The following is an 11,800-nucleotide window of genomic DNA, read 5'->3' on the forward strand; positions in this document are numbered from 1 at the left end:
CGCTTGTGCCGGGGAAATCATGCCTTTGCCCCGTGTTTTTCATGAAGGGAACCCCAAATACGCCGTTCCCCGGATGCCATGCCCGGATAAGGCGTGAAAGGAAAGCGGGACGCCGCCGGAGTTGGAGAAAGGGGAAATATCTTTTGACCGGGCAGGGGGGGCTTGAACAGGCATTTCCCGTAATTTGAGGGAAGGAACGGCGTTTTTTCCGGTATTTCAACGGATATAATGTAGAAAGGCCGCCCCCCTTATTGCAGCTTTTCCCTGCGCATGATCTCGGAGAGCACCAGGTAGAGGTCCGTCTTGTTGACCACGCCCAGCAGAAGGTCGTTGTTCGGGTTCACGAGGGCCAGGGATTCCGCGCAGTGGGGGCGGGAGAAAATGCCCAGCGCTTCCGGAAGGTGCATGTCCGCAGGAAGCGTAGGCATGTCGCTGCGCAGCACATCCATGGCCAGTACGGCCTGGGCCAGCTCCTTGTTGCGGGCAAAGGCCGCCACGTCTTCCGCCACCACGCTGCCCAGGTATTTGCCGGCCGGGGATGTGACGAAGATGGGCTGGGCCGGATTTTTGATGAGCATGGCGGCAATGGTGCCGAATTTGTCCAGGGGATGCACCACGGGCGGGTTCTTGCGCGCTACATCCTGAAGCTGCACCTGGGCCAGGGGTTTGTCAAAGGTGCTTCTGGGGCCGAAGGCCAGGGAATCATGGTACATGGACTGGGCTCTGGTGAGCCTGGCCATTCCGTAGGAAACCAGCACGCCGATAATGAGGGGGAACATCATCTGCCCGGCCATGGTGAATTCCACCACCAGCACCAGAGAGGTGATCGGGGCATTGGCGGCTGTCGTGAAAAAGGCGGCCATGCCCACCAGGGAATAGGCGATGGCATGGTCACCGGGCACGCCCAGCTGGGTAAGAGCCGCGCTGAACAGGAAGCCGCAGACGCTCCCGATAGTCAGGCTGGGCGTCAGGGCGCCCCCCACGGTTCCCACGCCGAAGACGATGGCGACGGTGAATATTTTCAGGAACAGCAGGACAGCGGCTCTCGCGGCGTCAAATTCGTAATTAATGAGGGAAGTGATGATATTTTTGCCGTTCCCTACGATTTCCGGGTAAAAGATGGCGATGACGCCCACCAGCACGCCCGCCGCCGTCAGGCGCACGGGCAGCCACTGGCGCTTGCCGTTCAGGTATTGGCGCGATTTTTTGAGGATGAGGAGCCAGAAACTGGCGACCAGCGAGGCCAGGGCTCCCAGCAGCACGCACCAGAGCACATGCTGGTTGCCCGCCAGGGAGACTTCCTGCTGGAGCTGGTAGATGGGGGCGGGTTCATGGAACAGGCCCATGGTGAAATAGCCCGCGCAGCTGGCCACGAGCAGGGGAGCCAGAAAATCAATGGTCAGCGCGCCCAGAACGATTTCACTTACGAACAGGCCGCCCGCCAGGGGCGTATGAAAGGCGGAGGACATGCCGGAGGCGGCGGCGCAGGCCACCACCAGGCGCAGGCGGGGCGCTGAGAGGTGAAAGAAACGCCCCAGGGCGGAACCCGCTACGGCGGCTGCCTGCACCAGCGGGCCTTCACGGCCGATGGAGGCGCCGGAACCTACGGAGAAAACAGCGGACAGGGAACGCAGAAGGCTGGGCTTGGGAGGCACGTATCCGTTGCCCAGCGCCACGGCTTCCATGTATTCCGTTGCCTTGGCCGGCACAAAACGATGGGTGAAAAGGAGCGTAAGACCCGCTAAAAGGCCGCCCGCCGCCGGGACGAAGATGCACCAGGCCGGGTCCTGGCCGGCCATTTCCTGAAAGACCTGAATTTGCCTGTAGCTGGTCCGCCCCGTCAGGACGTCCTGCACCAGTTCCACGCCCATTTCAAAGACAAGGGCCATCAGGGCGCCCAGCGCGCCGACGACGACCGCCCAGATGAAGATGACCTGCTTGTCTCCCAGCTTGACTTTTTCACGCAGGCTCAGCGCCATGCGCAGCCATGACCAGGAAAGATGCGTCTTCTCCGCAGGCTGGTTTTTCTTGTCCGTCATTGCAGGGCTTGTTGAAGGGACGCCAGGAGGCCGGCTTCATCTCCCGTCCATTCCCCGTTGGGGCCCAGGGGGGCGTTTTTATGCCACCGCAGCAATTTCTGCATGGTGGTCAGGTAGCCGGTCACCATGGAGGCGGGAACGCCCAGCATCACAATGAGGTGCGCGCTGCGGGAATCGTCCGGCCAGAGGACGCCCTCAGGGCTGATGCCTACGGTGACCTGCATGGAATCCAGCGCGCTGGTGCGTCCGTGGGGGACGGCCAGACCGTGATCCAGATAAGTGGTCTGCGTTTCCTCGCGCAGAAGAACCGCATTCCTGATGTGCCTTAGCTGTCGGTCGTCAAGGACTTCCGACATGGAATCCGTCAGGGCTTCCAGAGCCTGTGCCTGAGTGGTTGAGGGCTGGAACGTGCGTACGTGAATTTGAAGATTGTCTGCCACCGGGTCTTCAGAAAGCTTTTGGTTTCTCATTCTATGAAGGGAACTATGATTATCAAGGAAATTCTGGCCTGCATGCGGGGAAGGAGGCTTTCCCCCGTGAACGGAGGCGGGAAAAAGGGGCCGGAAACCTTTCCGGAGGGGCTTTTTTGACACAATAGCGGCGGAAGAACCCTCTTTTAGGCTTTTTCTCCGGCGGGAATGAAGCTACCCTGCCGCCATGATGCAGGATTCAGAGGTCATCAAACTCGTCAAGCCCGTACCTTCCGACCGCCTGGCAACACAGGTGCTGGTGGCATGGTACCATGCGGTGCGTCCCAGGTGGAAGAAGCCGCTGGATCTGGCCATTACGGCCTTTTTTGTGTTGATGACGCTGTATTCCTTTTCCCTGCGGCCTCTTCCCTTATTCGCCTGGCTGTCCCTGGCCGGGGCGCTGATGGCGATTATCCTGTCCTGGTTTTACGTTCCCTTCCTGGCAAAGGCCGCTCTGGCCGCCAACAAAAAAGTGCCCATGTACCATCAGGAAAAGGATTACGTTTTCCATGAGGACTACCTGACGTTCTCCAGCAAGGGCGTAGATCCCATGAATATTCCCTACGACCGTTTTTCCACGTTGTGCAGGACGCGCCACGCGCTGCTGTTCCTGTTCGGCAAGAAGCTGGTGCTGTGGCTGCCGCTCCATCTTATGAATGCGGAACAGCTGGAAAGCATCATGCGCAGGTTCCGGAACCATGGCGTGGAAGTGCGGGATATTTCCTGATGCGGAGGGGCGGCCTGCGCGTTCCTGGAAGGAAGGGGCGAATTTGCCGTTTCAGCGCCTTTTTTGTTGAGCGCGGGAGGAAAACGGGTAGGGTGTCTCCATGTCACGTTACCATGGAGAACAGGTTCTGGTGGTTCCCCGCGCCGCCTTTGAGGAGGCGGGCTATTTCCAGGGACACCGGAAAGGCGGGGATCATTATCTGAATGCGTTCATGAAGCCGGGCGTCGCCTCTTTCATGGACCGGGAGGCCGCGGAAAACGATCCTTCCCACAAGCAGATCATCGCCTATGCCATTTTCTGCCACAGGGGCCGCATTCTGCATTACACGCGCGGAGGTTCCGGCGGCGAGGCCCGCCTGCATGACAAGGGGTCCATCGGCATCGGAGGCCATATCAATCCGGTGGACCGCCAATCCGGCCATGACGACGTTTCCACCTATCTGGCCGGAGTGGAGCGCGAAATCCGCGAGGAACTGGTTATTGACGGGAGCTGCACCCAGCGGGTGCTCGGCGTGATTAATGATGATACCAATGAGGTGGGGGCCGTGCATCTGGGCATTGTCCACCTGTTTGAGCTGGATACGGACCGTGTACGCGCGAATGAAGCGGCCCTGGCCAATCTCCGTTTCGTGTCTCCGGAGGAACTGTCCGGGGAAATGTTTGAGAAACTGGAGACCTGGTCCCAGCTTGCGTTGGAATTGTTTAAAAGAAGGGAAGACTGAAAAAACGCTCCTTGAGCGGCGTTACCGTTTTTTCTTTAATAGAAAAGCCCCCGCAGGCGTTATGCCGCGGGGGCTTCTTTGTTCCATCAGGGCCTGAAGAAAACGAAGGGCCGTTGATGAAATATTTTTTCCGTGCCGCTGCTGAATGCATCCAGACAGGCCGGCTCCGGGGAAAGCGCGTTCTTCGGGAATAAGCGCGCGGCCCGTCTGGCGGGCGGACGAAAGTTTAAGCCCTGCGGCGGCGCATCAGCAGGATGCCCAGGCCCAGCAGACCGAGAGAGGCCGCAGCCGGTTCCGGAACGGCGCTCAGGGCGTATGCCCTCATCTGCTCTTCTGTCAAAACCGCCGTGTACAGATCAAAATTGTTCAGGGTATATTCCCCCGTGATTCCATTCGGGACGGTCCATGTGTTTCCGGTGGCGTCTTTGGCGGAGAAATTGATCTGAGTCATGTTCTGGTCGCTGAAAGCGGCTGAGCTGCTGAGGTCTCCCAGCGTGGTCAGCGTGGACGTGTCGTTCCCCAGCATGGCGGAGATGGAAACATTTCCCCTGTTGAATGTGTAAAACAGGGTCAGGGGGGTGCTGGCGGAATAACCGGAAAACGTTTGCGTTTTCCAGGGGGAGGAGGCAGCTGGATTTCCGCCATAAGCAAAACCTCCGGCGCAAAGAGTGAGATTGCCGGACTCCGTAAGCTGAAATCCCATACCTTCCAGATTTTTGTAAGAGCCGGTGTTGTAGGTAAACAGCAACCCTACATCTGAACCCGGAGTGGTTCCCAGCTCGGAAATGGTGAATGCCATCGTCCAGCTGTATGCTTTGTTTAAGCTAATAGTTGTGGGGGATGACACGGTCAGCGTATCGCCAGAGGTTCCGTTATAAACGGTGGTTGCTTTTGAATAAGCCGCGTCCAGACCGTCGATGGAAGCCCCGAAGGACAGGCTGCCTCCCATGGCGGCGATCAGGAGAACAAGATATTTAGTCTTCATGTGAGTGATTACAACAGTTGCTAAAAATGTTTCCACGTAAGAAACTTCCGTTTTTTATCGGATTTCTAATCCGCCAACAATTAAAAATATTGACGGTAAATGTGTTGTTTGCCTCAATACATTGATTTTCAGTAGTGTTTCCGGGCTCTGGTCTTTTCCCGGCCCATTTCTTTCGCCATGATTTGCCGAATTTTACTCCTGTTGGGAAGCTCGAATTGCCGCAAACGGATTAGAAATCCGGCGGGAGGCGGCACATCAGCGATGAAAGCGGGAGATGGCTTGTTTTGTTGAAAACGGCGGAATATCGGAATCAACGGCCATGAATTTCTGAAAACGCGATGGAATTGTCCTGCGGCCCGTTGATCGTGAATGAACGGGAATTGGGCAATGCCGACATGGCCCCCGTTTCCGCGGGGAAAAAGGAGAAGGAGCGGTTGAGGGCCTTGCGCTTTCCGGATAGGGTCGGAACAGGAAAAGAGCCCCTCCGTTGGGAATTCCCGTCCCGTGGTTCCTGCAGCCGGGACGGAGAAGGCGGTTGGAGAGCCGCCGTTGTTCTCGGGCCGGAAAACAAACCCTCCGGCAAGCTGTGCTTGCCGGAGGGAGAAAAAACAGTCAGGTATATTGCCTGTTGTCAGGGGAAGCGCCTTTATCGCCCGGAAGGGCCATCCATGATAGCCTTGTGGCTCATGTTCCAGCCGCCGCCCAGGGCCGTGTACAGGGAAACCAGCGTGCTGGCGTGCTGGTAATAGTACTGGGAAAGCTGAATCTGCGCGGGGTAGAGGTTCTGCTGGGCGTACAGGACTTCAATGTAGTTGGAAAGGCCTGTGCGGTAGCGCTCAAAGGAGAGTTTTACCGCCGTGTGGTAGGCTTCCACGGCCTCGGACTGGGTGGCGGTGATGCTCCGCAGCTTGTCCCTCTGGATGAGCGTGCTGGAGACTTCCGCCAGGGCGTTGAGAACCGTTTGCTCATAGTCGTTGCTGGCCGCCAGGAATTCCGCCTTGGCCGCTTTTTCGGAGGCCGTCAGCTTGCCCGCCTGGAAGAGGGGGCCGGTCAGATTGGTTCCCAGGCCCCAGCCGCCGCGGCGTCCCTGCACGTGGCGCAGGTCTGCGGAGGCGAGACCGCCCGCCGCCGTCAGGGAGATGGTCGGGAAGTAGTTGGCAATGGCTACGCCCACCTCGGCATTGGCGGCGCGCAGCTTGTATTCGCTCTGGCGGACGTCGGGCCTTCTGGAAAGGATGTAGGCCGGAATGCCGGCGGGAACCTTAACGTTATAGGCGATGTCCCGGGTGCTGCCGGAACGGCGGATATGGCCGGGAGCGCGTCCGGCCAGGACGGAGACCGCGTTTTCCAGATTGGCGATTTGCACCTGAATGGCGGGAATCTGGGCCTGGGAGGAAGCCAGGGCCGCCTTGGCGGAAGCCACCTGGAGCCTGTCGCCCACCTGGCCTTCGAGCTGTTCGTCAAACAGGCGCAGGCTTTCGGAATAGGATTCCACGGATTTCTGCACGATGGCAAGCTGTTCGTCCAGCTGGAGGAGCTGGAGGTAGGAGTCCGCCACCTGGCGGAGCAGGGAAAGCATAAGCGCGCGCTGTCCTTCTTCGGAAGCCAGGTAGTCTGCGCGGGCAGCTTCCGTCATCCGGCGCGTCTTGCCCCAGATATCCAGTTCCCAGGAAATGCCGGCGTCAATCGCCCCTGGCGTCAGTGTGTTTCCGGTAGTCTGGACGATGCCGCCTCCGGTATAGTTGGAGCCTTTGCTGACGGAGCCGGAATAATCCGCCCACGGGAAGAGCGGGGCCTCCGTGATGGTGATGTACTGGCGTGCCTTTTCCACGCGCGCCATGGCGGCTTTCAAGTCGCGGTTATTGTTGTAGGTGTCCGTCAGGAGGTTCTGAAGGTCCTTGTTTTTGAAGACTTTCCACCAGGGCAGGTCCGCAATGGATTCCGTCGCCGCGGGGGCTCCCCTGAATGCCGCGGGCATGGGCATGTCCACCGGTTTGAAGTCGGGGCCCATCATGCAGGAGGAGGCGGCAAAAGCCGTTCCCAGAAGGATGGCGCGTGTGATGTATGGGTTTCTTCGCATATGCGTTGAGTCTGTTTTCAGATGGTTGCAAAGGGGGTTACCCTTTTAATGATTCATGGGCTTCGTGGAACAGATGCTTGCGGGCGATGATTTCATCCGGGTCTTCCGTTTCCACCGTCTTACGGGCGACGCGGACGCGGAAGAGTTTCATGATGAAATAGAAGGAGCACGGAATCAGGAAAATGCCCACGACCGTCGCCATCGTCATCCCGGCAATGACCACGATTCCGATGATATTGCGGGAATAAGCGCCGGAACCGGAGGCCAGCGCCAGCGGAACGCAGCCCAGAATGAAAGCGAAGGAAGTCATCAGGATGGGGCGCAGGCGGATTCTGGCGGCGGAAAGCGTGGCTTCCATCAGCGTTTTGCCGCGTTCCATTTCAATGACGGCGAATTCCACGATCAAAATGGCATTCTTGGCCGCCAGGCCGATGAGCATCACCAGGCCGATTTGCGCGTACAGGTTCAATTCATAACCGAACCAGTACAGGCCCAGGAACGCGCCAAGGGCCGCGATGGGCACCGTCATGAAAATGCTGAGGGGCAGGGACCACCGTTCATACAGGGCCGCCAGGATCAGGAAAACGAAGACGGAGGAGAGCAGGAAAATCTGCACGATGCCGATGCCGTTCTGGATTTTTTCTTCCTGATAGCTCATGTCCGCGTAGCTGTAACCCATGTCGGAAGGCATGCTGGCTTCAAAGGTTTTTTCCAGCGCTTCCATGGCCTGGGAATTGGAGTAGCCCCGGGCGGGCGTGACCATGAGTTTGGAGGAATTATACAGGTTCTGGCGCAGCAGGAATTCCGGCCCCGTGATATCCGTGATTTTCACGAGGGTGGAGAGGGGGACGGAACTGCCCGTGTTATTCTTCACGTAGAAGTTCTTGAGCATGTCCGTTCCCGTGCGGTCGCTGCCCTGAGCCTGGATGTACACCTGCCACTGCTGGCCGTAAAGGGTAATGTAGTTGATGAACAGGGACCCCATGTAGGCCTGGAGCAGACTGTTGGCTTCACTGATGCTGACGCCCAGCGTGGCGCATTTTTCTTCATCCAGCCGCACATCCTTCTGTTCCACGGCGAAGGACATCACGCTGCGCACGCCGCCGTTGTTGTTCGGGTCGAATATCGGAAGCTTGTTCGCTTCCTTCACAAAGATGTCCGTCTGTTCCGCCAGGTATTCCGTGCCCTTGCCGTCGCGGTCTTCCAGCATGAAGGTGACGCCGTTGGCGGAACCTACCCCCGCAATGGCCGGAGGCTGGAAGCACATGGTGACCCCTTCGGAAATTTTCGTGGTCAGCAGGGCGTTCAGCTGGGCGGTGACCGCCAGGGCGCTCTGGTCCGGATTGGGGCGTTCCTCCCAGGGCTTGAGCATGACGAAGAAGAAAGCGTTGTTCGTGCTCTGCACGCCCGTCAGCAGGCTGAAGCCGGAAATGGCGATCACGTCTTTCACGTTCGGATTCTGGCGGATGAGTTCGGAGACCTTGTCCGCGGCGGCCGTGGTCAGCTGGAGGGAGCGGGCCTCCGGCATAATCAGGGCCGCGAACAGGTAGCCCTGGTCTTCATCCGGCAGGAAGCCATTGGGGATTTTCTTGGCTACGGGGACAATCGCGTAGGCGATCAGGGCCAGCAGCGGAATGGAGATGATGAGCTTGCGGGTCAGGAAGTGGCACACTTTGGTGTAGCCGCTGGCCGTGGCGTCATAACCGCGGTTGAAAATGCGGTAGAAGAATTTCAGCGGGCCTCCCTTGGACGGGTCCTTGGGTTTGAGCAGAATGGCGGACAGAGCCGGGGAGAGCGTCAGCGCGTTGAACGCGGAAATGAGCATGGAAATGGCGATGGTCACGGCAAACTGCTGGAACAGCGTGCCCGTAATGCCCGGCAGCAGCAGGGAGGGCAGGAACACCGCCGCCAGCACCAGGGCGATGGCGATGACGGGCCCGGATACTTCCTCCATGGCGGCGAAGGCCGCCTGGCGGGGCGTAAGGCCGCGCTCCATGTGGGATTCCACGGCTTCCACCACCACGATGGCGTCATCCACCACCAGGCCGATGGCCAGCACCATGCCCATGAGGCAGATGGTGTTCAACGTGAAGCCCAGGAGAGGGAACAGCGCGAAGGTGGCGATGATGGAAACCGGAACGGCGATGGCCGGAATCAGCGTGGCGCGCCAGCCTTGCAGGAAGACGAACACCACCAGAACCACCAGCAGGAGGGCTTCCACCAGCGTGTGCTCGATTTCCTCAATGGAGGCGCGCACGGCCAGCGTGGTGTCCAGCGTCAGGTTGTACTCCATTCCGGCGGGGAAGCTGCGGGAGCGGTCCTCAAAAAGCTTGACCAGAGCGTCCACCGTGTTGATGGCGTTGGAGCCGGGAGCGGCATACACGGCGATGGCGCCGGAATCCCTGCCGTTGTATTTGCTGGATACGTTGTAAGTCTGGGAGCCCAGCTCCACCTTGGCGATGTCTTTCAGGTAAAGGAGCTTGTTCCCCTCCGCACGGATGATGATGTTGCCGAATTCCTCAGCCGTCTGAAGGCGCCCCTTGGTCTGGATGCTGTAGGTGAATTCCGTTCCGGGAGGGGCCGGCTCCGCGCCGATCTGGCCGCCGGGAATCACGGTGTTCTGCGCCTGGATGGCGGACTGGACTTCTCCCACGGAGATGTTCTGGGCAGCCATTTTGGTGGTGTCCAGCCAGATGCGCATGGCGTAGCGGCCCGCGCCGAACACCTGCACGTCACCCACGCCGGGAACGCGTTTCACGGGGTCCACCAGGCTCACGTAGGCGTAGTTGCTCAGGAAGATGGCGTTCAGGCTGTCGTCCGGAGAATACAGGTTGACCACGGCCAGCGGGCTGCCCGTGGACTGCGTGATGGTGATGCCCATCTGGGAGACTTCCGCGGGAATCTGGGCGGTGGCCTGCCCGTAGCGCATGTAGGCCAGCGTCTGGTCCATGTTGGGGTCCGTGCCGACTTCAAAGACGATGCTCAGGGAGCAGATGCCGTTGTTGGCGTTGGTGGAAGTCATGTAATCCATCCCCACGACGCCGGAAATGGACTGCTCAATGGGGGAGGCTACGGAATTGGCCACCGTCTCCGCATTCGCGCCCGGGTAGGTCGCCTGCATCTTGATGGTGGGCGGGACGATGTTGGGATACTGCTCAATGGGGAGCCCCATCAGGGACAGGCCGCCGAGCAGGATCATCACGATCGAGATGACGATGGCGATGGTCGGGTGTTTGATGAAGAAGCTGGACATGGCGTTAAATCATGAAAATGCGCGGGAAAAAAGGGAAGATGCCGGGTCTCCGGAGAAGGGAGGTTATTTGGCGGACGGCTGGGCTTCTCCATCCTTCATTCCTTCCGGCGTTTTGGCCTTTTCAAAGGACTGGGCCCCTATGGAGGGCATGACGGGCTGGGAAACTACGGGCTTGTAGGGAAGCGGCTTGACGGGGGCGTGCCCCTGAACCTTGGCCGCCTGCATGATTCCCTCCACCACGATGGGGCTGTCCTTCGTGAAAGTGGAATGCGGCATGGGAATGACGTTGATTACCTGCATGCCGTCAACGACGGGGCCGAGGTTGACGACCTGCATGTGGGGAATGTTCTTGTCATCCAGGTAAATGATGAATTTGGCGCTCTGGGCGGACAGAATGGCGCGCGGAGGCACCAGCGCGGCGTTTTCCAGCGTTTTCACCGTGGCGCGGACGCGGACGAACATGCCGGGCCGCAACGTCAGGTTCGGATTGGGAATGTGCCCGACGATGTTGATGGTGCCGGTCTGGGCATCCACATTCCTGTCAATGGCTACGGGTTCGCCCTGCATGGGGTATTCCGTGCCGTTGGCCAGAATCACGTCAAACTTGATGTGCTTCTGACTGGCCAGATTATTGTCCATGGAGTTCAGGAAGTCCCGTTCGCTCACGGAGAAATCCACCCGGATGGGGTCAATGGAGGAAATGGTGGTCAGCGGCGTGGGGCTGGAGGGCGTCAGCAGGTTGCCGATGGAAGGGGTGGCCAGGCCGGCCAGGCCGGAAATGGGGGCTGTAATGGTGGTGAATTTAAGATTGATCCTGGCTTCGTCCACCTGGGCCTTTGCCGTGGCGATGGCGGCTTCCGTCTCCTGGACCTGCTGCAGGGCGTCGTCCAGCTGTTTGCGGCTGACGGAGCCGGTCTTCACCAGCGGGGTGTAGCGTTCCACGTCCAGTTTGTATTTTTTCAGCGTGGCTTCATATTGTTCCAATCTTCCCTGGGCCTGGTCCAGCGTTGCCTGGAACGGGCGGGGATCAATCTGGAAAAGCACCTGGCCCTTCTTGACATAAGCTCCGTCCCGGTAATCCTTGGAAAGAAGGTATCCCGTCACCTGGGAGCGGATTTCGGCATCTTCCGTGCCGCGCAGGGTGCCCACCCATTCCTGCCTGATGGGAACATCCTTCGTGACCAGTTTGGTCACCTGCACTTCGGGAACGAGCGCCGGCGCCTGGGCGGCGGAATCCTTTTCCCCGTCACAGGAAGTTAGCATGATCACCGGGGAGCAAAGGAGCAGGGTTGTTGCGGCAAACGTCAAAGGCTTGTTGTACATAAATGAATGCGGTTGGTTGCGGCTGGTGCCGGAAGGTGCGGCAAAGCGGAAGAATTTTCTCTTCTTTTTCTTACAAAGTCAACGCAAAGATGTGTTCTGAATTCTGCAAAATGTCTGTAACCTTTGCATAATGAAAGGATAATTTAATTAAACAAATGTATAATATGTGACTTGCGCCTGTGCTGTCCGGAAGCGGCGGCCT

General features: G+C 58.8%; 8 protein-coding genes. 2 read left to right on the top strand and 6 right to left on the bottom strand.

Annotated features, from left to right (window positions below):
• Positions 1-248 precede the first annotated feature (248 nt).
• The gene (locus B3075_RS01800; RefSeq protein WP_094137172.1) at positions 249-2,039 is read right to left on the bottom strand and encodes a chloride channel protein; all 1,791 of its coding nucleotides are present in this window, start codon (positions 2,037-2,039) and stop codon (positions 249-251) included.
• On the bottom strand, positions 2,036-2,509 hold the full coding sequence (locus tag B3075_RS01805) for a PTS sugar transporter subunit IIA (protein ID WP_094137171.1): 474 nt from the start codon (positions 2,507-2,509) through the stop codon (positions 2,036-2,038). Before B3075_RS01805 ends, B3075_RS01800 begins: the two co-directional genes overlap by 4 nt.
• A gap of 187 nt (positions 2,510-2,696) precedes the next feature.
• Here B3075_RS01805 and B3075_RS01810 point away from each other — a divergent pair, with 187 nt between their 5' ends.
• A complete protein-coding gene (locus B3075_RS01810) occupies positions 2,697-3,236 on the top strand; it encodes a hypothetical protein (RefSeq protein ID WP_290488187.1) in 540 nt (179 codons plus the stop codon).
• Positions 3,237-3,336: 100 nt separating this feature from the next.
• Positions 3,337-3,957, top strand: a complete 621-nt coding sequence (locus tag B3075_RS01815) for a hypothetical protein (RefSeq protein WP_094137169.1) — start codon at positions 3,337-3,339, stop codon at positions 3,955-3,957.
• Between the two features lie 226 nt (positions 3,958-4,183).
• Here B3075_RS01815 and B3075_RS01820 read toward each other — a convergent pair whose 3' ends face one another.
• From B3075_RS01820 to B3075_RS01835, 4 genes are all read right to left on the bottom strand, one after another.
• Entirely contained in the window at positions 4,184-4,942 is a 759-nt protein-coding gene (locus tag B3075_RS01820) for a PEP-CTERM sorting domain-containing protein (protein ID WP_290492002.1), read from the bottom strand.
• A 646-nt stretch (positions 4,943-5,588) separates the two neighbouring features.
• Positions 5,589-7,022 carry an efflux transporter outer membrane subunit gene (locus B3075_RS01825; RefSeq protein ID WP_290488790.1) on the bottom strand — a complete coding sequence of 478 codons (1,434 nt, stop codon included), beginning with the start codon at positions 7,020-7,022 and terminating at the stop codon, positions 5,589-5,591.
• 37 nt (positions 7,023-7,059) lie between these two features.
• Positions 7,060-10,275 carry an efflux RND transporter permease subunit gene (locus B3075_RS01830; protein WP_094137165.1) on the bottom strand — a complete coding sequence of 1,072 codons (3,216 nt, stop codon included), beginning with the start codon at positions 10,273-10,275 and terminating at the stop codon, positions 7,060-7,062.
• 63 nt (positions 10,276-10,338) lie between these two features.
• The gene (locus tag B3075_RS01835; protein ID WP_179218543.1) at positions 10,339-11,538 is read right to left on the bottom strand and encodes an efflux RND transporter periplasmic adaptor subunit; all 1,200 of its coding nucleotides are present in this window, start codon (positions 11,536-11,538) and stop codon (positions 10,339-10,341) included.
• Positions 11,539-11,800 lie beyond the last annotated feature (262 nt).

This window comes from Akkermansia sp. UBA7090 (genome assembly GCF_002493465.1).
GTDB lineage: Bacteria > Verrucomicrobiota > Verrucomicrobiia > Verrucomicrobiales > Akkermansiaceae > Akkermansia > Akkermansia muciniphila_A.